Source organism: Geomonas agri, from assembly GCF_020179605.1.
GTDB lineage: Bacteria > Desulfobacterota > Desulfuromonadia > Geobacterales > Geobacteraceae > Geomonas > Geomonas agri.
Genome location: NZ_JAINZO010000001.1, coordinates 2438313 through 2463578, shown reverse-complemented (window position 1 = coordinate 2463578; position 25266 = coordinate 2438313). Strand labels below are relative to the sequence as shown.

25 protein-coding genes and 1 tRNA gene are annotated in these 25266 nt (G+C 61.6%); 20 read left to right on the top strand and 6 right to left on the bottom strand.

The window, feature by feature from the left end; translation table 11 throughout:
• The first annotated feature begins 138 nt into the window (after positions 1-138).
• The gene (mnmA, locus tag K7R21_RS10745) at positions 139-1218 is read left to right on the top strand and encodes a tRNA 2-thiouridine(34) synthase MnmA (RefSeq protein WP_224983244.1); all 1080 of its coding nucleotides are present in this window, start codon (positions 139-141) and stop codon (positions 1216-1218) included.
• A 113-nt stretch (positions 1219-1331) separates the two neighbouring features.
• Here the strand turns inward: mnmA and rdgC are convergent, their stop codons facing one another.
• Positions 1332-2525 (bottom strand): recombination-associated protein RdgC, encoded by a 1194-nt coding sequence (gene rdgC / locus K7R21_RS10740; RefSeq protein ID WP_224983243.1) that lies wholly within the window; start codon positions 2523-2525, stop codon positions 1332-1334.
• 271 nt (positions 2526-2796) lie between these two features.
• Here rdgC and K7R21_RS10735 point away from each other — a divergent pair, with 271 nt between their 5' ends.
• The 16 genes from K7R21_RS10735 (at position 2797) to K7R21_RS10660 (ending at position 16598) form a co-directional block, all read left to right on the top strand.
• A complete protein-coding gene (locus K7R21_RS10735; RefSeq protein ID WP_224983242.1) occupies positions 2797-3078 on the top strand; it encodes a DUF503 domain-containing protein in 282 nt (93 codons plus the stop codon).
• A gap of 77 nt (positions 3079-3155) precedes the next feature.
• On the top strand, positions 3156-4370 hold the full coding sequence (locus K7R21_RS10730) for an efflux RND transporter periplasmic adaptor subunit (RefSeq protein ID WP_224983241.1): 1215 nt from the start codon (positions 3156-3158) through the stop codon (positions 4368-4370).
• A gap of 2 nt (positions 4371-4372) precedes the next feature.
• A complete protein-coding gene (locus tag K7R21_RS10725; RefSeq protein WP_224983240.1) occupies positions 4373-5062 on the top strand; it encodes an ABC transporter ATP-binding protein in 690 nt (229 codons plus the stop codon).
• The gene (locus tag K7R21_RS10720; RefSeq protein WP_224983239.1) at positions 5063-6229 is read left to right on the top strand and encodes an ABC transporter permease; all 1167 of its coding nucleotides are present in this window, start codon (positions 5063-5065) and stop codon (positions 6227-6229) included.
• Between the two features lie 8 nt (positions 6230-6237).
• Positions 6238-7395 (top strand): ABC transporter permease, encoded by a 1158-nt coding sequence (locus K7R21_RS10715; protein WP_224983238.1) that lies wholly within the window; start codon positions 6238-6240, stop codon positions 7393-7395.
• A gap of 173 nt (positions 7396-7568) precedes the next feature.
• Entirely contained in the window at positions 7569-8312 is a 744-nt protein-coding gene (locus K7R21_RS10710) for a hypothetical protein (RefSeq protein WP_224983237.1), read from the top strand.
• A gap of 95 nt (positions 8313-8407) precedes the next feature.
• Positions 8408-9487, top strand: coding sequence for a prephenate dehydratase (pheA, locus tag K7R21_RS10705; protein WP_224983236.1), 1080 nt, complete (start codon positions 8408-8410; stop codon positions 9485-9487).
• 13 nt (positions 9488-9500) lie between these two features.
• Positions 9501-10361 carry a prephenate dehydrogenase gene (locus K7R21_RS10700; RefSeq protein WP_224983235.1) on the top strand — a complete coding sequence of 287 codons (861 nt, stop codon included), beginning with the start codon at positions 9501-9503 and terminating at the stop codon, positions 10359-10361.
• Between the two features lie 90 nt (positions 10362-10451).
• Positions 10452-11741, top strand: coding sequence for a 3-phosphoshikimate 1-carboxyvinyltransferase (aroA, locus tag K7R21_RS10695; protein ID WP_224983234.1), 1290 nt, complete (start codon positions 10452-10454; stop codon positions 11739-11741).
• Positions 11738-12439 (top strand): (d)CMP kinase, encoded by a 702-nt coding sequence (cmk, locus tag K7R21_RS10690; protein ID WP_224983233.1) that lies wholly within the window; start codon positions 11738-11740, stop codon positions 12437-12439. The genes aroA and cmk overlap by 4 nt, the downstream gene beginning before the upstream one ends.
• Positions 12440-12441: 2 nt before the next feature.
• Positions 12442-13293 carry a 4-hydroxy-3-methylbut-2-enyl diphosphate reductase gene (gene ispH / locus K7R21_RS10685; protein ID WP_224983232.1) on the top strand — a complete coding sequence of 284 codons (852 nt, stop codon included), beginning with the start codon at positions 12442-12444 and terminating at the stop codon, positions 13291-13293.
• Between the two features lie 68 nt (positions 13294-13361).
• Positions 13362-15116, top strand: coding sequence for a 30S ribosomal protein S1 (locus tag K7R21_RS10680; RefSeq protein WP_224983231.1), 1755 nt, complete (start codon positions 13362-13364; stop codon positions 15114-15116).
• A gap of 54 nt (positions 15117-15170) precedes the next feature.
• Complete coding sequence (locus K7R21_RS10675) at positions 15171-15452, top strand: integration host factor subunit beta (RefSeq protein WP_015721554.1); 282 nt, start codon at positions 15171-15173, stop codon at positions 15450-15452.
• Positions 15453-15473: 21 nt separating this feature from the next.
• Positions 15474-15560: transfer RNA gene (locus tag K7R21_RS10670), tRNA-Leu, on the top strand.
• Positions 15561-15632: 72 nt separating this feature from the next.
• A complete protein-coding gene (locus K7R21_RS10665) occupies positions 15633-16250 on the top strand; it encodes a hypothetical protein (protein ID WP_224983230.1) in 618 nt (205 codons plus the stop codon).
• A gap of 57 nt (positions 16251-16307) precedes the next feature.
• Positions 16308-16598 (top strand): putative quinol monooxygenase, encoded by a 291-nt coding sequence (locus tag K7R21_RS10660; RefSeq protein WP_224983229.1) that lies wholly within the window; start codon positions 16308-16310, stop codon positions 16596-16598.
• A gap of 62 nt (positions 16599-16660) precedes the next feature.
• Here the strand turns inward: K7R21_RS10660 and K7R21_RS10655 are convergent, their stop codons facing one another.
• The 3 genes from K7R21_RS10655 to K7R21_RS10645 form a co-directional block, all read right to left on the bottom strand.
• Positions 16661-17845, bottom strand: a complete 1185-nt coding sequence (locus K7R21_RS10655; protein ID WP_224983228.1) for a TerC family protein — start codon at positions 17843-17845, stop codon at positions 16661-16663.
• Between the two features lie 10 nt (positions 17846-17855).
• Positions 17856-18008 (bottom strand): hypothetical protein, encoded by a 153-nt coding sequence (locus tag K7R21_RS10650; protein ID WP_224983227.1) that lies wholly within the window; start codon positions 18006-18008, stop codon positions 17856-17858.
• Positions 18009-18333: 325 nt separating this feature from the next.
• Positions 18334-18756 carry a pyridoxamine 5'-phosphate oxidase family protein gene (locus K7R21_RS10645; RefSeq protein ID WP_224983226.1) on the bottom strand — a complete coding sequence of 141 codons (423 nt, stop codon included), beginning with the start codon at positions 18754-18756 and terminating at the stop codon, positions 18334-18336.
• 237 nt (positions 18757-18993) lie between these two features.
• Between K7R21_RS10645 and K7R21_RS10640 the strand changes: the two genes are divergently transcribed.
• Together K7R21_RS10640 and K7R21_RS10635 are read left to right on the top strand one after the other, a co-directional pair.
• Complete coding sequence (locus K7R21_RS10640) at positions 18994-19353, top strand: VanZ family protein (RefSeq protein ID WP_224983225.1); 360 nt, start codon at positions 18994-18996, stop codon at positions 19351-19353.
• Positions 19354-19366: 13 nt separating this feature from the next.
• Positions 19367-19540 carry a hypothetical protein gene (locus tag K7R21_RS10635; RefSeq protein ID WP_224983224.1) on the top strand — a complete coding sequence of 58 codons (174 nt, stop codon included), beginning with the start codon at positions 19367-19369 and terminating at the stop codon, positions 19538-19540.
• 138 nt (positions 19541-19678) lie between these two features.
• Here K7R21_RS10635 and K7R21_RS10630 read toward each other — a convergent pair whose 3' ends face one another.
• On the bottom strand, positions 19679-20137 hold the full coding sequence (locus K7R21_RS10630) for a BON domain-containing protein (protein ID WP_224983223.1): 459 nt from the start codon (positions 20135-20137) through the stop codon (positions 19679-19681).
• Positions 20138-20359: 222 nt separating this feature from the next.
• Here K7R21_RS10630 and fusA point away from each other — a divergent pair, with 222 nt between their 5' ends.
• The gene (gene fusA, locus K7R21_RS10625; RefSeq protein WP_224983437.1) at positions 20360-22429 is read left to right on the top strand and encodes an elongation factor G; all 2070 of its coding nucleotides are present in this window, start codon (positions 20360-20362) and stop codon (positions 22427-22429) included.
• Here fusA and K7R21_RS10620 read toward each other — a convergent pair.
• Positions 22422-25241 carry a PAS domain-containing sensor histidine kinase gene (locus K7R21_RS10620; protein WP_224983222.1) on the bottom strand — a complete coding sequence of 940 codons (2820 nt, stop codon included), beginning with the start codon at positions 25239-25241 and terminating at the stop codon, positions 22422-22424. The two genes, fusA and K7R21_RS10620, sit on opposite strands and share 8 nt — an antisense overlap.
• Positions 25242-25266: the final 25 nt, after the last annotated feature.

The window sequence follows — 25266 nt, the reverse complement described above, 5'->3', positions numbered from 1 at the left end:
AATCGGCTGGTTGCGCTGGAACTTGAGCGCCGGTATTGCGGCCGGAGATGAATCGGCGTTGAGGAGAAAAAGGTTGCCTTGCGGCAGCGATTTGGTCAACTATGGACGCGCAGCACACGGCAGCACAACGGAGCGGATATGTCAGCAGAGTATAAAGGCAAGAAGGTAGCCGTCGCCATGAGCGGCGGCGTGGATTCATCGACGGTCGCGGCGCTTCTGAAAGAGCAGGGGGCGGAGGTGATCGGCATCAACATGAAGCTGTTCAACCGGGAAGGCGAGGACCCGAACGCCAAGGGGGACGCCCAGATCGTTGCCGAGTATCTCGGCATAGAGTTTCACCAGGTGCACCTGGAGCAGGAGTTCGGCCGCCTCATCATGGACGACTTCCGTGCCCAGTACGTTGCCGGGGAGACCCCGAACCCGTGCGTACGCTGCAACAAGTACGTCAAATTCGGACTCTTGTTGGACAAGGCGGTGGAATTGGGCGCCGACTACCTTGCCACCGGGCACTACGTGAGGACCAGCAGGGACGAAAACGGGACCTGGCATCTTTTGAAGGCGGCCTACCTCGCCAAGGACCAGTCCTATTTCCTCTACACCCTGACCCAGCGGCAACTGGCCCGGGTGATTTTCCCGCTGGGGGACATGCCGAGCAAGGACGAGGTGAGAAGGCTGGCCGAAGGGTTCGGTATCCCGGTGGCGCAGAAAAGCGACAGCCAGGAGATCTGCTTCGTTCCCGGTGACGATTACGTTGCTTTTCTGGAAAAGGATGGCGGGCTCGCCGGCAGAAGCGGCGAAATCGTGCACGTGGACGGCACCGTCCTCGGGCGCCACAACGGTACCCATCGTTACACCATCGGACAGAGAAGGGGATTGGGCATCGCCTGGAAGGAGCCCTTGTACGTGGTCGCCATCGACGCTGCCGAGGCGAAGGTCGTGGTCGGCGAGGTCGGGGGCTTGTTCGCTCCTGGGCTGGTGGCTTGTGACCTGAACTGGGTGGTTCCTGTTGAGGGGGACTACGTCGAAACCACCTGCAAAATCCGCTATCGTCAGGAGCCGATCGCGTGCCGGGTGAAGCTCTTGGGTGAGGGGCTGGGCGAAGTGTTCTTTGCCGAACCGCAGAAGTCGGTGACGGCGGGACAGTCGGTGGTGTTCTACCAAGGCGACGAACTGGTCGGCGGAGGCCGCATCGTCAAGGCGCTCCGCTCAGACGAGTAATTGATGTCAGCCTCCCCCTCCGGGGGAGGGGATGCTACAGCCGTAAAAAGGGCGCGGGGAAATTCCCCCGCGCCCTTTTGTTTTACCCTGTGGTGTCGATCCGCCGAAGCGGCCTACGCCAGCTGACTGTTGCAGTAGGTGCAGACGTTGAGCCATTTCTGGATCGCCGTTGCCTGCTCTTCCCACTGATTGCCCAGCCTCAGCTTCAGGAAGGTCGCGAAGACCGAGTCGAAGAGCTGGGTCCCTTTCTCAAGCAGCAGCATCCTCTCAAAGAAAACCGCCTCCCGCTCCATCGCTTCGTCCACCGTGCTGTCCTTCTCCAACTGGACCGCCGGGGACTTGAAGGAGGCGAAGTGGAACAGCTCCCCCTTCAGGGTCAGCTTGTAGTGGTCGTCTCCCGCCTCCATGTGCAGGGTCGCCTCGGTGATCTGCTTCTTGTTCAAGAGCGCGCTTCTCACCTCGTTGAAGTGGTCCTGCGGGCCCGCTACGGTGATTTTCTGGGCGCCGTTTTCGCCGGAGCCAAGTAGCACGACGCGGTCGTCCAAGTAGGCCACGAACGGTTCCTTGGCGAGCAGAACGCCCGGCTGGTTGACGGCGTACTCGGACGATTCGTTCATGGTCTGGTACATGAGCCAGAGCAAGAAGTCGGTGCCGAGCCACTGGTTTTCCTTGATCAGCTCCAGGTAGTTGTCGCCGCCGGCCTTGTTGGCCTGCGCCAGCAGCACCTTGTTCCCGTCGTCGAGAACACTTTCGGCGCGGGCGTAGGGATGGAACGCGGAAACCCTGAGCCCCTCGAAGGTCTTCTTGAACATGTCCTCAAAGAGTTCGATCACCTTGGGCGATAGCGAGCTGAAGGTGAGGATGCCGCTCTTGGTGTCCCAGACCGCGTCGTAGGTGGCCGGGGTGGGCAGGGTCTGCGACAGGAGCATCGCGTGCACCGCCTCCTTGAGGTCCTCCCTTTTCTGCTTGGGGACCTTGGCGAAGCCCGGGTTTTCGGCCAGAAACTCCTCCTTGGCCTTCTCCAGGTGTGCCTTCAGTACCGCAGAGGGGACGGCGCGCTTGTCGCGGCGCAGCGTGAACATGAAGTAATGCTCGCGGCAGCAGGCCGCGGGGGAGTCGAACTCGGCGATTCGGGGATCGTCCAGGTGCACCCAGCCGACCGACATTTCTTCGGTGCCTTGGTCGATCGGGTTGAACCTGTTCGCTGCCAGCTGCTTGGTGACCCAGGCGTGAAGCTCTTCCTGCGGCGGGAGATCCCCCTGGACCTTGAAGTGGCAGACACTTACTGTGTTGGCGAGAATGCCCATGATGATTCTCCTTCTTGTATTTCTTGTCCTTCGTGAGCGGGGACAGCATGGATACACCTTTTGCCCTTGTGGGGCAAGGCAAAAAAGCAAGTTACGCAAAGTACGCGGAGAATCCTCCCCCTCCAGGGGGAGGGGGGACAGTTCCCGCCCCCGGAGGGGGAGGGTTAGGGAGGGGGAAGCTTCATGACGCTCATAAGTGGCAGTGCGTGCTCTGTACCAATATCGATGTGGTAGAATCGCTGCATTGTCTTTCGTCAAAGGAGGGACCGATATGCACGTGGCATTGCTGCAGATGAGGCTGTTACTGCCAAGCCGCACGCTCAAAGAGAAGAGGGCTATAGTCAAGAGCGTCCTGGCCCGAGCGCGTAACAGGTTCAACGTCGCCTGTTCCGAAAGCGCCCTCAACGACCAACCTGCCGACGCCGAACTCTGCTTTGTCACCGTCGCCAACAGTGCCACCCGCTCCAGACAGCTTTTGCAGGAACTGGAGTACTGGCTGGTGTCGGAGCGGCCGGACCTGCAAATCATCGACCTGCAGGTAGAAGATCTGTAGCCGCATTGCCGCTTCCCACCCATCTGAAAATGTGTTAGCTTCCGCTTCTATGAATCCGCTAATCGGGGTGACCGTGCATGGCACATGACCTGAACAGATTGACCATCGACAAGCAACCCTCTACCCCCGCCGGCGGCACCCCGAGAAAGCGGCGCACCCAGATCATAGCGGCGCTGGTGCTCTTGGCCCTGGTGCTGGGGATCTGGACCCTGGCGACCAGGCGCAGCATCGAAGTTGAAGTTGCCACCGTCTCCCTGGTCTACCCCTCGCAGACTATCTCTCTCTTGAATGCAAGCGGTTACGTGGTGGCCCAGCGCAAGGCGGCGGTTTCCTCGAAGGCCACCGGCAGGCTGGAATGGCTCGGCGTGGAAGAGGGGAGCGTGGTGCGCGAGGGACAGTTGCTGGCCCGGCTGGAGAACCGTGACGTGGCCGCCCAGAAAGGACAGGCGTCGGCGGCGCTTTCGGCCGCGCGTGACAATCTGGAGCAGGCCAAGGTGGAGCGTACCGACGCCGCCCGCGCCCTGTCCCGGGCCAAGGAACTGATCGGGCAGGGGATCATCGCCCAGGCCGATTACGACAGTGCCGAGGCGCGCTACCAGCGGGCGGTTGCCGCGGTGGCCGCGGCCCAGGCCAACATAAGCGGCGCGCAAAGCGCCCTGCGTGGAGCCGAGGCATCCCTCGACTATACCCTGATCCGTGCCCCCTTCGACGGCGTGGTGCTCACGAAGAACGCGGACGTTGGGGACATCGTCTCGCCGCTGGCCGCCGCCGCCAACGCCAAGGCCGCCGTGGTCACCATGGCCGACATGGGATCGCTGCAGGTGGAGGCCGACGTGTCGGAGGCGAACCTCGGCAAGGTCAAGGTGGGGCAGCCGTGCGAGATCGTTCTCGACGCCCTCCCCGACGTCCGTTTCCGCGGCGCGCTCTACACCATCGTCCCCACCGCCGACCGCAGCAAGGGGAGCGTTATGGTGAAGGTCCGCTTCCTGGACAAGGACCGGCGCATTCTCCCTGAGATGAGCGCCAAGGTCGCCTTCCTTGAGCGCGAGCTCAGGCAGGGGGAGGGGACCCCGCGCGTAGGACTCCCTCCGACGGCGGTGGTACACCGCGATGGCAAGGACTACGTCTTTAAAGTGGTGAAGGACTGGGCGGTACTGACCCCGGTGGTGCTGGGTGGCAAGCTCAGCGATCTGGTACAGGTCAACTCCGGCATCAACGCGGGTGAGCGCATCGTCACCAAGCCCCTGGACCAGGTGCGTGACGGCAGCCGCATCAAGACGGCGGAAAAGTAGCCATGTCCGAAGCCAGCGAGCCGATTGTCCGGATCAGAAACCTTTCCAAGGCCTACCGCCGGGGCACCCAGGTGATCCCCGTCCTCACCGACATCAACTTCGATATCGCCAGGGGTGAATTTGTCGCCCTCATGGGGCCTTCCGGGTCGGGCAAGAGCACGCTGTTGAACCTCATTGCCGGGATTGACAGCGCCGACGCAGGGTCGGTCCAGGTGGGGGATGTCGAGATCACCGGGTTGGGCGAAAGCGACCTGGCGCGTTGGCGCGCCGGCAACGTCGGCTTCATCTTCCAGTTCTACAACCTGATCCCGGTGCTGACCGCTTACGAGAACGTGGAACTCCCGCTGCTTTTGACCCACCTGAACCGGCGCGAGCGGCGCGAGCACGTGGAGGCGGTCCTGAACGTGGTGGGGCTTGCCGACCGCATGGACCACTACCCCTCCCAGCTTTCCGGCGGCCAACAGCAACGGGTCGCCATCGCCCGCGCCATCGTTACCGACCCCGAGATCCTGGTGGCCGACGAGCCCACCGGTGACCTGGACCGCGCCTCCGCAGAGGAGATCCTGCAGCTCATGGACCGCCTGGTGCGGGAGTTCGGCAAGACGGTGATCATGGTGACCCACGACCCGCGCGCGGCCGAGAAGGCCCACCTGATCCGGCACCTGGAGAAGGGCGAGCTGAGTGTGACCTAAATGGGCATTCCCTATTCCTACAGTTTCCGCAACCTCTGGACCCGGCGCCTCACCACCGTCCTCACCGCGAGCGGTATGGGGCTGGTGGTGTTCGTCTTCGCCGCCACGCTAATGCTGACCGAGGGGCTGCAAAAGACCCTGGTGGAGACCGGGTCGCCCGACAACGTGGTGCTGCTCAGGAAATCCGCCAATTCAGAGGTGCAAAGCGGCGTGGAGCGCGACCAGGCGTCGCTCCTGGAGAGCCAGCCCGAGATCGCCATCGGGCCCGACGGCATGCCGCTTCTGGCCAAGGAGCTGGTGGTCCTGATCAACCTGAAGAAGCGGGTGGGGGACAAGCCCGCCAACGTCATCATCCGCGGCATCGACGCTGCATCGCTGAAGTTACGCCCGGCGGTCCGGCTGAAGGAGGGGCGCATGCCGCGTCCCGGTTCCGCCGAGGTCGTGACCGGAGAGAGCGTGGCCAAACGCTTCAAGGGGTGCGGGCTGGGCGAGACCCTTCGCTTTGGTATGCGTGACTGGCGCGTCGTCGGCGTTTTCGATGCCGGGGCCACCGGGTTCTCCTCCGAGATCTGGGGTGACCGCGACCAGATGATGCAGGCTTTCCGGCGGCCGGTCTACTCGTCAATGATCTTCCGGATGCGGGACCCTAGCGCCTTCGACGCCTACAAGGCGCGGGTGGAGTCCGACCCGCGGCTCACCGTCGAGGCCAAGCGCGAGACCCAGTACTACCTGGACCAGTCCGAGGCGATGGCCAAGTTCTTGCGCATCCTGGGAATGGTGCTCACCGTCATCTTCTCCATCGGCGCCGTGATTGGGGCGACCATCACCATGTACGCCGCCGTCGCCAACCGGGTCACCGAGATCGGGACCTTGCGGGCCCTGGGCTTCCAGAGAAAGAGCATCCTAGCCGCCTTTATCATCGAAGCGCTGCTGCTTGGGTTGTGCGGCGGGTTTCTCGGGGTCTTTGCCGCATCGTTCATGCAGCTCATCACCATTTCCACCATGAACTGGGCCTCCTTTTCGGAGCTGGCCTTTTCGTTCACGCTCAACTTCAGCATCGTGTGGAAGTCGCTGCTCTTTTCAGCCGTGATGGGTTTTGTCGGCGGTGCACTCCCCGCGGTGCGCGCTTCGCGGATGAATATAGTTGAGGCCCTGCGCGCCACCTAGAGGTTTTGATGTTTCTCCTCAAATACATCATCAGGAATCTCTTCCGGCACAAGCTCCGCTCGGTGCTCACCATCGTTGGGGTGGCCGTGGCGGTGCTCGCCTTCGGCCTGTTGCGCACCCTGGTCGGGCTTTGGTACGCCGGCGCCGAGCACGCCTCGGACACGCGCCTAATCACCCGCAACTCCATCTCGTTGGTCTTCCCGCTCCCTATCTCCTACCTGGATCGCATCCGCGGCGTCCCCGGCGTGACCTCGGTTTCCTACGGTAACTGGTTTGGCGCCTACTACAAGGAACAGAAGAACTTCTTCGCCAACTACGCCGTTGAGCCGCGCGGCTACCTGGAGCTCTATCCGGAACTCATGCTCTCCCCCAAGGAGAAGAACGATTTCCTTCTGGATCGCAAGGGATGCATCGTCGGGGAGCGCCTGGCCAAGACCTACGGCTGGAAGGTGGGCGACCTGATCACCTTGAAGGGGACCATCTATCCTGGGCAGTGGGAGTTCGTGCTGCGCGGCATCTACCACGGCAGGGAGAAAGCGACCGAGGAGCGCATCCTGCTGTTCCACTGGAGCTACCTCAACGAAACCATGCGCCAGACCGTCCCGCGCCGCGCCGATCAGGTCGGCTATTTCGTGGTGGGGGTGAAAAAGCCCGAGCTCGCTCCGGAAGTTTCCCTCGCCATCGACTCCCTCTTCAAGAACTCGCTCGCGGAGACGCTAACCGAGACGGAGAAGGCGTTCCACATGAGCTTCGTCTCCATGACCGAGGCGATCATGGTCGCCATCCAGATCGTCTCGTACATGGTGATCGCCATTATCATGGTCGTGGCTGCCAACACCATGGCTATGACCGCACGCGAACGGATCGGCGAATACGCCACCCTTAAAACCCTGGGCTTCAAAGGGGTACACCTGGGTGGGCTCATCTTCGGGGAGTCGGTGCTGATTTCCCTTGCCGGAGGTGTGGTCGGTGTGGCCGCGACTTTCCCTGCGGCCCACTGGATCGAGACCGAACTGGCCCAGTTCTTCCCCTACTTCAGCGTTTCCAGTGAGACCATCATGCTGGAACTAGTGGCGGCCTTGTCGGTGGGAGTCGTCTCCGGGATCTTCCCCACCTGGCGCGGCACCACCATCCGCATAGCCGACGGCCTCAAGCGAATCGGATAAACCTGCTCACGCAAAGCCGTCACGCAAAGCCGCAAAGACGCTAAGAACTGCTCTTTTTTCATCTTTGCCTTTTGGCTGAAAGCAGATAAGATTGCCCTCCGCTTCTCCTTTCTATGTTTTGACTTTCTTGGCGTCTTTGCGGCTTCGCGTGAGGCGCCGTGCTGGAGGTTTTTTTGAGATTTCTTCGTCTGCCCAAGGACCGCATTGTTTGGCTGCTGCTCCTGATCTCCCTGGCCCTGTACCTGGCCGACTACTTCCTGTTCCCACGCGTCGAGGAGATCGGCTTCAACTTCATGTCCAACGTGGCTTTCCTCCCGGTCTACGTCCTCTTCGTGACGCTGATGATAGAGCGCGTGCTCAAGGAACGCGAACGCGAGGCGATGATCAAGAAGCTCAACATGGTCATCGGGATCTTCTTCAGCGAGGTCGGTTCTCCGCTGCTGCGGGACCTGCACGACTTCTACCCCGACGGCGAGGAACTCTCCAAAAAACTCAGGGTCACGGTGCGCTGGCGCGAGGAGGATTACCGGGCGGCGCGGGAATTCCTCAAGGAACACGAGGTTCGTCCTGATTCCCGCGCCGGTGACCTCGTCGCTCTCAGGACCTTCCTGGCAGAGAAGAAAGGGGTGATGCTCTCGCTCATGGAGAACCCGAACCTGTTGGAGCATGACTCCTTCACCGATCTCCTCTGGGCCGTGTTCCACCTCATCGAGGAACTCCAGGCCCGCCGCTCTCTCGCCGGGTTGCCGGCCAGCGACATGGATCACTTGAGCGGCGACATCAAACGGGCGCACACCTACCTCCTCATTGAGTGGCTTTCCTACATGGCCCACCTGCAGAAGGACTACCCTTACCTCTTCTCGCTCGCGGTCCGCATGAACCCGATGAACCCGGAGGCGCACCCCGAGGTGACCTGAGGAAAGCGAAAATAAGTTGCATATTTGCGACGGGTGCCTTATAAGTATCAGCTCCGCAAAAAGCCACTATCCCTCCTGAAAGGTGACCGAAAGCTTTGAAAGAAAAGCAGACTCTGGCAAAACTCCGTCAGGAAATAGATGCGGTAGACGATCGCATCCTGGAACTTCTCAACGAGCGGGCCAAACTCGTGATGCAGGTCGGCGCGGTGAAGACCGAAAACCGCAGCGACTTCCACGTGCCCAGCCGCGAGAGGGAGATCTACGACCGTCTCACCGCGGCGAACCCCGGTCCCTTCCCGGCCGAGGCGGTGCACGGCGTTTTCCGTGAAATCATCTCCGCGTCTCTGGCGCTGGAAAAGCCCCTGAAGGTCGCCTTCCTCGGGCCCAACGCCACCTTCAGCCATCTGGCCGCCATGCAGCACTTTGGCCTGTCGGCATCCCTTTCGCCGGAGCGCTCCATCCCCGCCGTCTTCGAGGCGGTTGAGAAGGGTGAGGCGTACTACGGCGTGGTGCCGGTGGAGAACACCACCGAGGGGATGATCTCGCACACGCTCGACATGTTCATGGAGAGCGAGCTGAAGATCAATGCCGAGGTTCTTTTGGAGGTGTCCCACTTCCTGCTCTCCAGGACCGGGCGCTTCGAGGATATCAAGAAGGTCTACTCGCACCCGCAGCCGCTGGCCCAGTGCCGTAAGTGGCTCGCCGAGAACCTCCCCAACGTACCCCTGGTCGACGTCGCCTCCACGACGCTCGCCGCCCAGATCGTGGCCGAGGACTACACCGCGGCGGCTATCGCCAGCGAGTACGCCTCTTCCATCTACAACCTCAAGATCGTCAAGGCCCGCATCGAGGACCAGGTGAACAACTTCACCAGGTTCCTGGTCATTGGCCGGAAGATGGCCGAGGCCAGCGCTGACGACAAGACCTCGCTCATGTTCTCGGTACGCGACGAGCCGGGTATCTTGCACCGGATGCTGGAGCCCTTCGCCAAGCGCGGCATCAACCTCTCCAAGATCGAGTCCCGCCCGCTCAAGAAGAAGGCGTGGGAGTACATCTTCTACCTCGACCTCTCCGGGCACATCTCCGATCCCGCCGTCGACGAGGCGGTACGGGATCTGTCGACCTGCTGCCAATTCGTGAAGGTGCTGGGCTCGTACCCCCGGGCACGTCAGTGAGGGGGATCTAGCAATGGTCCAGTTCAAGAAGATGGTCGTCATCGGCGTAGGCCTGATCGGCGGCTCCCTGGCCCGCGTGTTGCGTGAAAAGGGTGCCGTGGACGAGGTGGTCGGCGTGGGCCGCGGCGAAGCAAACCTGAAGCGCGGCGTTGAACTGGGCGTTCTGGATAGCTACACCACCGACGCCAGGGAAGGGGTGGCTGGGGCCGATTTGGTGTTCATCGCCACGCCGGTCTGCACCATACCCAAAGTGGTTGCCGAGATTGCGCCTTACCTGGCTCCCGGCTGCATCGTCACCGACGGCGGCAGCGTCAAGGAGACCGTGGTGTCGGCGTGTGAGCCGCTCATGCCGGAAGGGACCTTCTTCGTCGGTGGGCACCCCATCGCGGGGACCGAGCACTCCGGCGTCGAGGCCTCGTTCTCAACCCTGTACGTGGGAAGGCGCTGCATCGTCACCCCCACCGCCAACACCGATCCGCGGGCGTTGGAAAAGGTGGTCGAGCTTTGGAAGGTGGCCGGTTCCACTGTACCGCTCATGGATCCCGTGCAGCACGACCGGGTGGTTGCCGCCATTTCGCACCTGCCGCACATGGTGGCCTACTCACTGGTGAACGCCGTGGGTGGCTACGACCGTTTCGGCGGGGACCTGCTTTCCTTTTCCGCCGGCGGGTTCAGGGATTTCACCCGGATCGCATCGTCCGACCCGGTCATGTGGCGCGACATCGCCCTCACCAACCGTGAGGCGATCCTGGAGATGATGGACTTTTTCTCCGTGTACCTGGAGAAACTGCGCACGCTGGTGAACGAGGGCGATGCCGATGGCCTGCAGGCGTTCTTCCTGAACTCCAAGCAGAAGCGGGACGCCATTCTCTAGCGGCGGGCTGCAGGCGGCAAATCCGATGGTCCGGCCAGTCAGACCAGGACGACAGGCCTGACTAGGTCCGACAAAAATACGAGGTGTTTCATGCAAAGCTACACCGTTCAACCCGCCAAGAGCGTGCGCGGCGAGATCCGCGTCCCGGGCGACAAGTCCATATCGCACCGCTCCATCATGTTCGGCTCCATCGCCAACGGCGTGACCAAGGTCTCCGGCTTTCTGCGCGGCGAGGATGCCCTGGCCACCCTGGAGGCGTTCCGCGCCATGGGGGTGCAGATTGACGACGACGGCGAGACGGTGACCATCGTGGGCAAGGGGCTGCACGGACTCGAGGAGCCGACGGATGTCCTGGACTGCGGCAACTCCGGCACCTCGATGAGGCTTCTCACCGGCCTGTTGGCCGGCCAGAGCTTCTTCTCGGTCCTCTCCGGCGACAAGTACCTGCGCGCCCGCCCCATGAAACGCGTGGTCGGCCCGCTCTCCAAGATGGGCGCCCGCATCGGCGGCCGCGCCGGCGGCGAAAAGGCCCCCCTCGCCATCCAGGGATCCAAGCTGAAAGGGATCGAGTATGACTCCCCGGTTTCCAGCGCCCAGGTGAAGTCCGCCATCATGCTGGCCGGACTCTACGCCGAGGGTGAGACCGTGGTGCGCGAGCCGCACCTGTCCCGCGACCACTCGGAGCGGATGCTGCGCGCATTCGGCGCTAACGTCGAGACCTTTCCCGGCGGCGTCAAGGTGCGCGGCGGCGCCGAACTGACCGGACGTGACATCGTCGTCCCGGGCGACATCTCCTCGGCCGCCTTCTTCATGGTCGCGGCATCCATCGTCCCGGGTGCGGAACTGCTCATCAAGGGGGTCGGCATCAACCCGACCCGCACCGGCATCATCGACATCCTCAAGGGGATGGGGGCGGACCTTGAGCTTTTGAACGAGCGCGACGAGACCGGCGAGCCGGTGGCGGATATCCGGGTGCGCCACGCTCAGTTGAAGGCCATGGCGATCTCGGGCGAAGTGGTACCGCGCGCCATCGACGAATTCCCGTCCATCTGTATCGCAGCAGCTCTCGCCCAGGGGACTACCGTGGTAAGCGGCGCGGAGGAGTTGCGGGTCAAGGAAACCGACCGTATCAAGGCCATGGCCGACAATCTCAGGCGGGCCGGGGTAACCGTGGTGGAGACCCCCGACGGCATGGAAATCACCGGCGTATCCGCCCTCAAGGGCTGCGCCGCCGACAGCTTCGGCGATCACAGGATCGCCATGTCCATGATGGTGGCAGGGCTGGTCGCACAGGGGGAAACCACTATCTCCGACGTCGACTGCATCGCCACATCGTTCCCCGGCTTCCGTGAACTTCTCGAGGGGGTAGTACAGCGTTGAGTGCAGTAAGAGAAAATGGCGTCATCGTTGCCATAGACGGACCCTCCGGGGCGGGCAAGAGCAGCCTAACCAAGCTTTTGGCCCAGCGCCTCGGTTACATTCACATTGACACCGGCGCCATGTTCCGCGCGGTAGCCCTCATGTCCAAGCGCGCCGGCATCTCCAGCGATGACGACGCCGGACTTGCCGAGCTCTGCCGTGGCCTGGAGGTCACCTTCGTGAGGGACGGCGAGAGCTGCCGCGTGCTTGCCAACGGCGAGGACGTATCCACCGAGATCCGCACCGAGGAGATAGGCCTGCTCACCTCCGCCATCTCGGCCCGAAAGCCGGTGCGCGAGGCGCTTTTGACCATGCAGCGCGCCATGGGGGCCAAGGGGGGCGTCATCCTGGAGGGGCGTGACATTGGCACCGTGGTCTTCCCCGATGCCGAAGTGAAGTTCTTCCTCTCGGCGAGCGCCGAAGAGCGCGGCCGCCGCCGCTATCTCGAGCTTGCCGCGCGCGGCGATCAGGCGACGCTCGAGGAAACCATCGCCAAGGTGATCCAGCGCGACCGGCAGGACGAGGGGCGCGAGCACGCTCCGCTCAGGCAGGCCGATGACGCGCTTGCCATCGACTCCACCAGCCTCTCCATCGAGGAGGTACTGACCGTCATGGAAAACGCCGTACGTGCGCGCCTGGCGCAGGACGACAAGGGGTAACCATGGAAGTGATACTGGCCAAACACGCAGGTTTTTGCTTCGGGGTGAAAAGGGCGACCCATCTCGCCTTCGACGCGGCCTCCAAGGGGGGCGATACGTGCACCCTGGGGCCGATCATCCACTCGCCGCAGGTGGTGCAGCGGCTCGAGGAGATGGGGGTGAAATCGGTCGAGGACGTTGGCGAGATCAAACACGGCAGCACCGTGATCATCCGCTCCCACGGCGTCGCCGCCGAAGAGTTGGAGGCCGCGGTGCGCGCCAACCTCGAGATCGTCGACGCCACCTGCCCCTTCGTGAAGAAGGCACAGGAGCACGTGGCGACCCTCTCCAGGGAAGGGTACGACGTGGTCGTGGTCGGCGACGCGGTCCATCCCGAGGTCCAGGGGATCGTTTCTTATGCCACCGGCCGGGTCTACGTGGTCAGCTCCGGTAAGGACGTCGAGAGGCTGCCGCGCATGGCCAAGATGGGTGTGGTGGCGCAGACGACGCAGTCCTTCGAACACCTGAACGAGGTGGTAGCGGCCTGCCTCGCCCGCGGCGGCGAGACCCGGGTCTACAACACCATCTGCGACGCCACCGCGGTGCGCCAGGACGAGACCAAGAAGCTCGCCGGCGAGGTGGACTGCATGATCGTTATCGGCGGGTTCAACAGCGCCAACACCAGGCGCCTGGCCCAGATCTGCCGCGAGCTTTTGCCGCGCACTCACCACATCGAGTCCGCCGGCCAGATCGACCCAGCCTGGTTCGAGGGGGTGCAGCGGGTCGGGGTGACAGCGGGGGCGTCGACGCCGAAGTGGTTGATCGACGAAGTTACGGAAAGAATTTCGGCCATCGACAAGGATAAAATAGGTTGATATTTTTGTCCGATGTGCTAAATTAGCTCGATTTTATATGGAGATTACACGAGGGGGTAACAGTTTCAATGGGTGATGAAAAACGTACGTTCAAGAAAAAAGATATGCCGATTAGGCGGTTACACGATAATGACGAGGAGCTGGACCAGGCAGAAATGGGTGGCGAGTTTGCTGACCTTTTCCAGGACAGTCTGAGGCAGCCGCAGAGCGGCGAAGTCGTCAAGGCGGTCGTGGTTCAGATCGAGCAGGACGTGGTACTGGTTGACGTCGGCTACAAGTCCGAGGGCGCCATCCGCATCGCCGAGTTCATCGACGAGAACGGCGAACTGACCGTCAAGGTCGGCGACGAAGTCAACGTCTACTTCGAGCGCGGTGAGAACATCCGCGGCCACATGGTCCTCTCCAAGAAGAAAGCCGATTCCCAGGTTGCCTGGGAAGCCATCGCCGCTGCCGGCGAAGGCGGCACCATCGAAGGCAAGATCACCGGCAAGGTGAAGGGCGGCATGACCGTCGATGTCGGCGTGGAGGCATTCCTCCCGGCTTCGCAGGTTGACCTGCGTCCCGGCGGCAACATGGATCGCTTCATCGGCCAGACCTACGAGTTCCGCATCCTCAAGCTGAACAGGAAGCGTGGCAACCTGGTGCTGTCCCGCCGCGTGCTGCTCGAGGAAGAGCGCGACAAGGCAAGGACCGAGACCCTGGCCACCCTGAAGGAAGGCGATGTCGTCAACGGCGTAGTGAAAAACATCGCCGAGTACGGCGCGTTCGTCGACCTGGGCGGCGTAGACGGCCTGCTGCACGTCACCGACATGTCCTGGGGCCGCCTCGGCCACCCGTCCGAAATGGTCAAGGTAGGCGACACCGTGAAGGTCATGGTGCTCAAGTACGACCGCGAGAAAGGGAAGATCTCCCTGGGCCTCAAGCAGACCGTGCCCGATCCGTGGCTCAACGTTGCCGACCGCTACCAGGAAGGCGAGCGCGTAAGCGGCAAGGTCGTCAGCCTCACCGACTACGGCGCATTCATCTCCCTCGAGGACGGCATCGAAGGCCTGGTACACGTCTCCGAGATGTCCTGGACCCGTCGCGTGCGTCACCCGTCCGAAATCCTCAAGGTAGGTGAGGAAGTCGAGGCGGTGATCCTGGGCGTCGATCCGGGCAACCGCAGGATCTCCCTGGGCCTCAAGCAGACCGAGGTCAACCCTTGGACCGTGATCGGCGAGCGTTACCCGGTCGGCACCAAGATCGAAGGCCAGATCAAGAACATCACCGACTTCGGCGTCTTCATCGGTATCGAAGACGGCATCGATGGCTTGGTTCACGTCTCCGACATCTCCTGGACCCGCCGCGTCAAGCACCCGGGCGAGCTGTTCAGCAAAGGCCAGACCGTGCAGGCCGTGGTTCTCAACATCGACGTCGAGAACGAGCGCCTCTCCCTGGGCATCAAGCAGCTGGTTCAGGATCCGTGGGAAGAAATCCCCAGGAAGTACAAGCCTGGCTCCAAGGTCAAGGGCAAGGTAACCTCCGTGACCGACTTCGGCATCTTCGTAGAGATCGAGGAAGGAATCGAAGGTCTGATCCACGTCTCGGAGATCTCCTACGAGAAGGTCGCCTCTCCGAAAGACTTCGCCAACGTGGGCGACGAGCTCGAGGCAGTGGTGCTGAACGTGGATATGGTCGAGAAGAAGATCGCCCTCTCCATCAAGGCGCTGCAGACCGCAATGGAGAAAGCCGAAATGGCCTCCTACATGGGGAGCCAGGGTGAGGCAACCTCCAGCTTCGGCGATCTCCTCAAGGAGAAGCTGAAGAAGAGCACTGAGGAATAGACCAGTCACTTCGCCGACTGAATAATCTTATAGATTTATATTTGAGGTGTTTACATGACTAAGAGCGAATTGATCGACAAACTGGTGGAAGTACGCGGCGCTCTGACCCGCAAGGATTCCGAGGCTGTGGTCTCCATGGTGTTCGACGCCATGAGCGAGGCTCTCACCAACGGTGACAAGGTTGAGATCCGCGGCTTCGGCAGCTTCACCATCCGTGACCGCGAACCGCGCGAGGCGAGGAATCCGAAGAGCGGCGAAATCGTCAGCATCCCGAGCAAGAAGACCCCGTTCTTCAAGACCGGGAAAGATCTGCGGGAGCGCGTGAACAACCTTTAGCAGCAAGCAACGACGGGATCGGCCCGGATGGCGGAATTGGTAGACGCAACGGACTTAAAATCCGTCGGCCTCACAGCCGTGCCGGTTCGACCCCGGCTCCGGGCACCACGGTAAAACAACAACAGCAAGAAGGGCTATGTTCACCACATAGCCCTTTTTCTTTGCAACGCGCGAGTAGCTATGGACAACGATACGACGATGCTGGTCAAGGGCTGTGACCCGGTTGCCTGCCAGGGGCTCTGTTGCTACGACGGGGTCTACCTGCTGCCAGGGGAAGATGAACTGATCCGGGCCGTGGTGGCGAGATACCCGGAGCATTTCCACACTCTTCCCGCCGCGTACATCGTCGAGGGGACCTGGCCCGACGGAACCAAGGGGGTAAAGACCGCAACCCGTCCCTTTACCTTCACCTCGGATGCCTTCCCAGCCCACTTCAACCATACTAGGTGCGTCTTCGCCACCAGCGATCACATGTGCCTCCTGCAGGGGTTTGCGATGGAGCTGGGGGTGCACAAGTGGACCTTCAAGCCGACCGCCTGCTGGCTCTTCCCCCTGACCATCAAGGAGGGGGAACTGGCTTCGCCGCCGTTGCCGGGCGAGCATGATCCCGATTACGTCGACGAGGCGTATCCCGGCTATGTGACCTTCGTGCCCTGCGGCAAGTTCGCTCCCGGCGGGAACCCCTGGCAGCAGGAATTTGCCGACGAGATCACCTTCTTCGACGCAGTCGATCAACTCCCCCTCTGGGCCAACCGCGGGCTCACGTTGGATGAGATCATCGCCGCCGCCCGGACCTGACCTGCTACAATGACACTCGACGCCCTCCGGGGCATTTCAAAAACAAAGGGGATAACAATGTCAAAAGTAACTATAGTGGCGAAACTGACGGCCAAGGACGGCTGCATCGAGGGGGTAAAAGCAGAAGTCATCAAGATGCTCGCACCGACCCGCCAGGAAAGTGGGTGCATCGAGTACCGCCTGCACCAGGACAAGGCCAATCCAGCAGTCTTTGTTTTCTATGAGAACTGGAAGGATCATGCCGCTTTCGAGGAGCACATGAACTCGGCGCACTTCAAGGCCTATGTCGCGGCAGTAGCCGACCTGATCAGTGACAAGACCGTGAACCAGATGACCGAACTGGCGTAGTGCCGGAACGCGAGGCTGTTTTAGGGGGGACTGGCTGCGTAGCGGCCAGTCCCCCTTGCCGTTCATCGGACGCGGCCATCGGAGTCGCGCGTTTTCCAGATGGAATAGGCGAAGCCACCGGCCAGCAGGGTCACGGTAACAGCCAGCGACCACGAGGCGGGGAACTTCTGCCACCCCATCAGATCCGATATGAAGATCTTGGAGCCGATGAAGATGAGCACCAGTGAGAGTGCGTACTTCAGGTAGGCGAAGCGCGCCATCATGGCGGCGAGGGCGAAGTACAGGGCGCGCAGTCCGAGGATGGCGAAGATGTTCGACGTGTAGACGATGTACGGGTCGGTGGTGATAGCGAATATGGCGGGGACGCTGTCCACCGCGAAGACCACGTCCGCGATCTCGATCATCAAGAGAGTCAGGAACAGCGGGGTGAAGAAGGTGGTCAGTTTCCCACTCTTCGCATCCGGAACCCGCACCGTGAAATCCTGCCCCTCGATGGAGTCGGTGACGCGCAGGTGGCGCCGCAGCCACGTCAAGAGCGGGTTCCCTTCCAGATCCTTCTCTTCCTGGTGGGTTAGGTAGGCGATCTTGATCCCCGCGAGCGCGGTTGCCGCAATTAACAGGTACACCGTCCCCTGCACTGCGATACCTTCAGCGCTGTGTGCCATGCCTTCGTGTGCTGCGAAGCCGAGGACGACGCAGACCAGCAGCCAGAGCGCGGCGGCAGCCGGACGTGCCGCCGGGTGCGACCCCAGTACCACTTGTGCCCCATCGGTCAGTACCAGCAGTTTGTACCCTGTCAGCACGAGAAACAGCGCGAAGATGTACAGCACCCAGCCGAATTGAGAAACCAGGGTAGCGCCGAGCGCGATCATGATGGCACGCAGCAGAATCACTCCCAAGATGCCCCAAAAGAGCACCCGGTGCTGATATTTGCGCGGAACCGCGAAGAAGGAGAAGATCATAGCAATGACGAAGATGTTGTCCATCGCCAGCGATTTCTCCACCACGAACCCGGTCAGGTATTCCAGGGCAGGTTCCCGCCCCATCTCAAACCAGATCCACCCACCGAAGGCCAGCGCTATGGTGATGTAGAACGAGGAGAGGAGGAGACTCTCCTTGACGCCAATCTCGTGCTGGTCCTTGTGCAGCACCCCCAGGTCGAGCACGAGAAGCGCCACCACCACTGCCACGAAAACCAACCACATCCAGATTGCTTTGCCCAGAAATGTCGCAAGCAGCAGTTCCATGGCTGTCACCTCATCTTGTGAACCCGCGGTTGCGCCTGTCATCCTTCACCGGTACCGGAACTGGAACTGGAACCGGAGGGAGTACGACGGGTAACAAGGCGTCCAGCCACTCGCGGATGCGATCACGGACCTTGGAGCCGAACTCTTTTGTCATCCTTTTCATTGTGTACCTCCGTCGATTGTGTCTGTCGCCGGGGTATAAAAAAAACCTTTACCCCGGCCTATGCCATGGATAAAGGTCTTGTTGGCGCTGCTTTGCTCCGTTCCCGGGCCCGAAAGCCGTATTGACGAAAAACGGATCGGTCTTGTCGGTGACCGATAACTACTCCCCTTTACTTATTCACAGGGTAATAAAATGATATTTGTCCTGTCAATACAAAATGGCCGACCTGACACACTGGGACGAACAGTCGAGTCAGTCGAGTCAGCACGAGAAAAGGCGCTCCGTCGATGGAGACGCCTTCTTTGTTTGCGCAGTCACTGTTTGTCTAGAGCTGGATGTATTCCTTGGGATCGGTGTTGGTGGCCATGGTCCAGACGGTGGCGCTACCCTTCCTCAGCACGTACACGGCAAGCTGATCGTAGCCGACCTTGTCGATCCACGGTTTCAGGAAGTCACGCTTGGCTACGATCTCCTTTTTCAGGTCCAGATCCTCCAGCGCTTCTACGGTGCCGGTGATGCGGACCTGGATCAGGTTCTCGAATATGCCGTTACTGAAGCAGAGTTCTACCTTGGGATTCTTGGTCAACTGGTGGTAAAGGTCCTTGATCTTGCCGGTGTTGAAAACGATGCCGTTCTCATCGGCCCTGTATAAAAGCATGCCTCGCACGTGGGGCGTGTCACCGTCGGCGGTGGCCATTTGGAATATCGGGTTGGAGTTCAGAAAGTCCAGTATCTCTTGCTTGTTCATATAGTCGCTCCTTCAATGCCCAATGGTATCGCTGGTTGCTGCGACAACGGATATTATACAACAAACCCCGATGCTGCAAGGCCGAGCGCTGTTGTGCATTATTAGTAATAGTCAATAAAAATGCCAGTGGGCGGTAGTCAGGAAGCGGCAATTGGGTAAAATGTTGGCCTGTATCGGCTTTTCCTGTAGGCACAGAGTGCAATCGAACGCGGCACACGGGTACAGGAGGTTACAGCTATGAAAACGGCCATCGCTCTCCTCACATTATTCTTTGTCATGCCGGCCCACGCACTCGAAGGGGACAAGATCTCCCATTTCAGCGGCGGTGCCGTCTTGGGCCTCGCCTCGGACACGGTCCTATATCACGCCACGGACCTGGAACGGCCCAAGCGGGTGATCGCAGCCACTGGACTGGCCATGGTTCCGGGCTTCGCCATCGAAGTCGGGGATGAGTTTACCGGGAGCCACTTCAGTTGGTATGATTTACTTGCAGACGGGCTGGGAGCCGCGACCGGCACAGTCCTCGGAGAATTGATCAACGGCAAACTGTGGGTGAAGGCTTCGGCGCGCCAGGTGCAGCTGACCGGACGCTGGTGATGTGAGGTGCAGCATGAAAGAAGGACGCGATAAGGATCCCGCCGAACGCTGGGTCGCCACTTTCACCTGGGAAGACAGGCTCATTGCCAGGTTTTTCCCCCGCTTCTTCAAGCGCTACGCGCCGGAGGAGGTTCAGCGGCAGTGGGAACTGCTGGTGGCCCGCAGGCAGGAGCGGCGCAACCGCTAACTCTGTCGGCCGCACCAACGGCAAAGGCCGGGCTACTATGCAGCCCGGCCTTTTTCATTTGATAGATACAAGGGGACAGGCTTTTGCGTCAAAGTAGCCTGTCCCCTTTTCCCGATTGCACACGGTCCTGCTAGGGAACTACTTCTGCTCCTTCTGGTCTTTCTGGTCGGTCTTTTCCTTCTTAACCTTCTTCTCTTTCTTCTCCTTGGGCGGCGCAATTTCCAGTTCGTTGCTAACCCTCCCTTTGCCGACCACGGCGACTGCCGCCTTTTCCACCGTCTTCTTCTCGCCTTCGCTCTTTACCGGCCCTTTCAGGGTTACGTGCCCGTCCTTGGTGATGATCTTGACGTTATGAGCAGTGATGGACAGGGACTTGTCCTTCACCACCGTGCGCCTGATCTCGCGGGTGATCTCCCGGTCGGTCTTGTTCTCCTTCTGCTGGTCGGCGGTGGCGCCCTTGTTCTCTTCCTTATTTTTCTTGGTGTTGTCGGCCTTCGCGGTGTCGGCCTTGTTCTGGGAGGCCTGCAGCGGGAGCGGTGCACTCAAGGCGACGGCGGCTGAAAGTGTGGCAGCGAGTAGAAGATTGATCGTTTTCATTGTGGCAACTTCCTCCTTAAGGTGTGGTATTGGGGCAACTGGTGTAGTTGAATTAGTAAAAACTAATGCATGCTGGATGGGATGTCAACATACCGCGCACATAAAGTAACAGAAAGGATGGCGGCAGTACCTGTACTTCCCTTTTTGACTTCTGCAGATGGTCGGATATCATTGAACTTTTCGGGCCACTGTTCCATTGCTAGCGTCCAAAGGAGAACGACGATTTCAGCCCCTGACGTAGCTCATATCCGAAACATAGGCATCATCTCCCACATCGATGCGGGGAAGACTACGGTCACGGAACGTATCCTCTTCTACAGCGGAGAAACACACAAGATGGGGGAGGTGCACGACGGCCAAGCGGTCATGGACTGGATGCCGCAGGAACAGGAACGCGGCATAACCATCACCGCCAGCGCCACCTCCTGCCGCTGGGGTGACCACTGGCTCAACCTGATCGATACCCCGGGGCACATCGATTTCACCATCGAGGTGGAGCGCAGCGTCCGAGTTCTGGATGGAGCGGTGGCCATCTTTAGTGCGGTCGAGGGGGTGCAGCCCCAAAGCGAACTGGTCTGGCGACAGGCCGACCGCTACCGGGTGCCCCGGGTCTGCCTGATCAACAAGATGGATCGCATGGGGGCGGATCACGGTCACGTGCTGGCGCACATGGAGGAACGTCTGGGGGCGCGGGCAGCCTTGCTGCAGTTGCCACTGGGGACCGAAACCGCTTTCGGCGGGGTGATCGACCTGGTCGGCGAAGAGGTGCTCACCTTCTCCGACCAGGACCTGGGCAGGACGGTGCTGCGGGCGCCGGTGCCGGCCGAGTACCAGGAATCGGTACAACAGGCACGGCTGGAGTTGACGGAGGTGGTTGCAGACTTCGACGACCAGGTCATGGCGGAGTTCCTGGAGGGACACAAGGTGGCGGCGGCCGCCCTGCAGCGGGCCTTGCGCAAGGGGACGCTGTCGTGCCAGATCTTTCCGGTGCTGCTGGGGTCGGCCCTGCGCAACAAGGGGGTGCAGCCGGTGCTCGACGCGGTGTGCCTTTACCTGCCGTCCCCCCTGGACCTCCCGGCGATGGTGGGGAGGCGTCCCGACGACGGCGAGGCGGAGAGATTCACCTGCGATCCAGGTCAGCCCCTGCGCGCGCTGGCCTTCAAGGTGATGGCGGAGGAGGGGCGGCGCCTCACCTACCTGCGCATCTACTCGGGCCGGGTGAAGGCCGGGGCCACCCTGTTGAACGCCAGCCGCGGCGGCAGCGAGCGCTTCAGGCACCTGTTCAGGATGCACGCGCACCGAAGGGAGGAGGTCGCCGAGGCGGTAGCGGGCGACATCGTGGCGGTAACCGGCTGCCAGTCGACCCTGACCGGAGATACCCTCTGCGATCCCGGCCATCCCCTGCTCCTGGAAGGGGTCAGTGTGCCCGAACCGGTGGTCTCCCTGGCAGTGGAGGCGAAGGGGGTGGAGGACCGGGCGCATCTCCTGGGAACGCTGGAGTTCTTCCAGTGGGAGGATCCGACCTTCCGGGTGCATGAGGACAAGGAGACCGGGCAAACCATCCTGACCGGAATGGGTGAATTGCACCTGGAGATCGTTATCGACCGGCTGCGGCGCGAATACGGCGTGCAGGTGAAAACGGGGCGGCCTCGGGTGGTGTACCGCGAAACGCTCAGGCGCGAGGTGACCCGGCACGAGGTGTTCCAGGCGCTGGCGGACAAGCGCCCGGAACCTGCCGAGCTCTTGCTGCGCCTGGCCCCGCTTCCCCGGAACAGCGGCATCAGGACCGTGCTCCCGACCCCAGCCTCCCCGATCACCGCCGAACTACTGGCGGCGGTACAGGACGGCCTGCTGGATGCGTGCAGCGGCGGCAGCCTTACCGGGTACGCGCTGACCGACCTGGAGGTGCGGGTGCTGGAGGTCCCGGTGGAGACGGGCGCACCGGCACCGTCGGAGCTCGCCCTGCGAGGAGCGGCCCAGCGGGGCGTGGTACTGGCGGCGCGGGAGGGGGCGCCCATGCTGCTGGAGCCGATCATGAAACTGGAGTTGGAGACACCGACAGAATACCTGGGAAAGGTGCTCGGAGGGCTACAGCAGAAACGGGGCCGGGTGGAAGGACTGGACCAGCGTGGCGAACTGGAGCTGGTCAAGGCCACCGTTCCCCTCGCGGAGATGTTCGGCTACATGACCGAGCTGCGTAGCGCAACCAAGGGGCGCGGCAGCTACACCATGGAGTTCCAGGGGTTCGAAGAGGCCCCGGCGGAGGTGCAGGAGCAGTACGGGCTCAAGTAGCGGGGAGAGCAGAGGCCCTGGGCCCCCTTCTCCGGGTGTCGCAGCGCTTCATTACCTCGGTGAGCGCCTGCATGTTGTACGGCTTTTGGATGAAGGCGAGGTAGCCCGCTCCGGAGAGCTTCCGGGTCACCTCCTGCTCGCTGTAGCCGCTGGAAATGATCACCTTCACCTCTCCATCAATTTTCCTCAACTCCTGGTAGGTCTGCTCCCCGTCCATGTGCGGCATGGTCAGATCGAGAACGACGAAGCGCACATCCCCCCGGTCGCGGTACAGCTCCACGGCCTTGGCGCCGCTGAGCGCGGTGACTACCTGGTATCCCAACTGTTCCAGCATGGAAGCACCTACGGTGCAGATGAACTCCTCGTCGTCCACCAGCAGCACGGTCCCGCTCCCCTGCCACGTCTCCTCCGTTGCCGGCTGTTGCTCAGCAGCCACGTCCAGTACCGGCAGATCGCTGGCGGGCAGGATGACGGTGAAGGTGGTGCCGCGACCGGGGGTGCTCTCCACCTTGATGGCGCCCCGGTGCCCCCTGATGATCCCCAGTACCGCCGACATCCCCAGGCCACGGCCGGTGAACTTGGTGGTGAAGAAGGGGTCGAAGATGCGCGACAGGGTCGTTTCGTCCATGCCGCAGCCGTCGTCCTCCACCTGCAGGAACAGGTAGTCCCCTTCCTTGATCTCCTTCTCGGACCAAGCTCCTTTAAAATACTGCTCATCAAAATGGCGCAGCCCGCTGCGAATGGTGATGGTGCCCCCGCGGTCGCCGATCGCCTCGGAAGCGTTGATGACCAGGTTCATCACGATCTGGCGCAACTGTGTCGAGTCCGCCTGCACCGGTGGCAGTTCCTGGGTCAGCTCGAGCACCAGCCGGGACTTCTTGGAGATGGAGACCTCCAGCAGGTGGGCCATCTCGGTCAAAAGGCCGTTCAGGCTGACCGGCTCGACCACGAACATCCCCTTGCCGGAGTAGGCGAGCATCTGCCGGGCCAGGTCGGCCGCCCGGATCGCCCCCTTCTCTATGTTCTGCAGGTTCTCAACCGCCGGCGAGGCGGGATCGATGCGCATCAGCCCCAGGCTGGAGTTGCCGAGTATCCCGGTCAGGATGTTGTTGAAGTCGTGGGCGATCCCTCCGGCCAGAATCCCGAGGCTCTCCAGCTTCTGGGCATGCAGCAGCTGCTGCTCCAGCCTCAGACGCTCTTCCTCGTGGAGGCGGCGCTCCAGTTCCGCGGCGGCCCGGCCACTGACCATCTGCAGGATCTCTTCTGCAAGCTCCCGGTTCAACAGGGGCTTGTGGCCGATGGTCGCAATGAGCCCGATGGGCACCCCGGTGGAACTCCACAGCACCACGCCCAGGTAGCTCTCGGCCTTCAGATCCTGCAGCACTTGGTCGTTGGGGAACAGTTGGCGCACTCCCTCGCGGTAGCAGCAGACGTTGTGACCCACCACCTCGCCGCAGGGCGTCTCCTTGAGCGTATAGCGGACGTTCTCCTCGAAGTTGCCGTTGTAGTAGACCGCCAGGGTGCTGGCGCAGAGGTTTCCTTCCTCCAGTCGGTCGATGCAGATGTAATCCATGTCCAGCGTGGTGGCGAGGTAGCGCGCCAGGCGGTGGAAGAACTGCTCTTCCGGTGCGGCGGAGGTGTGGGAGTGGGCCAGGAAGGCAAGGCACTCTTCAGTGCGCTTCCTCTTGGTGATCACGTCGAACACGATGACGAAGCACCCAGGTTCCGGGCTGTAGACGGAGACCGAGAGCCACTCGCTGATGGCATTGACGTAACACTCCATCTGCTCCGGCTTTCCGCTTAAGGCGACGCGCCGGAAGGCGGCCAACAGGTCCGGATCGGACTCCCAAAGGCCGGGCAGGACCTCGCTCATCCGTTTCCCTCCCGCTGCGCGCAGGCCTGTGAGTCGCTCGAAGCTCTGGTTCACCTCGAGGAACACGAAATCAAGGGGGAGCGCCGAGTCAAGTATCATCCTGCAGTAGGCGAAGCCGTTCAACATGTTGTCGAACAGGGAGCGGTAGCGCTCCTCGCTTTTTTTAAGGCTCTCCTCGGTCTGCTTGCTGCGGGTGATGTCCATGCCGCTGGCCTGGAATTCCACTACTTGGCCGGCGTCGTCCAGGATGATGCTGCCGTTCCACTTCTGCCATACCAGGCGGCCGTCCGGGAGCCATGCCCGCACCTCGAGGGACTGGCTCTGGCTTGGGTCGGTCATGCTCTCGACGCAACGGATCAGGGCTTCGCGGTCCTGCAGGAAAAAGAAGGGGTAAAAATTTTGTCCCAGCAATTCCTCCCGCTCTTTCTGGAGATAGCGGCAATAGGTGTCGTTGACGAAAGTAAGTGCGCCGCCGCGCCGGTAGCGGACCACGAACTCGGCCTGGGTCTGCACCATGGCCTGGTAACGGGACTCGCTCTCCTGTAGCGCCCTTTCAGTCTCGTGGATCTCCCTCAAGACGACGCATACGTGGGAAGGGGTGGTTGAGTCGCATGAGTTGAGCGGCATGGCCTCCATGCAGACAGGCACCAGGCGCCCCCTGCGGCGGTTGTGGATGGCGAGGTTGACCTCGCGGGCGGGTATGCCTTGGAAGACGGACATGGCCGGGTGCTGGTCGGGCGGAAGAGGCGTCCCTTGCGCTGTGCAGAGGTGCCATTGGGGTGATTGGGTGTTGTGCTGCAGGAACAGGTCGCGCTCCATCCCGAAAATCTGGAGAGCCGCGGCATTGACATAATGAGGCGTTCCATCCGGGCCCTGGATGAAGATGGCCAGGGGGAGTTCGTCGAGCAGGGCACGGCATTGCTGCAGCGAATCGAACATCGGCATGTCTCCGCTTCGTTTTGCA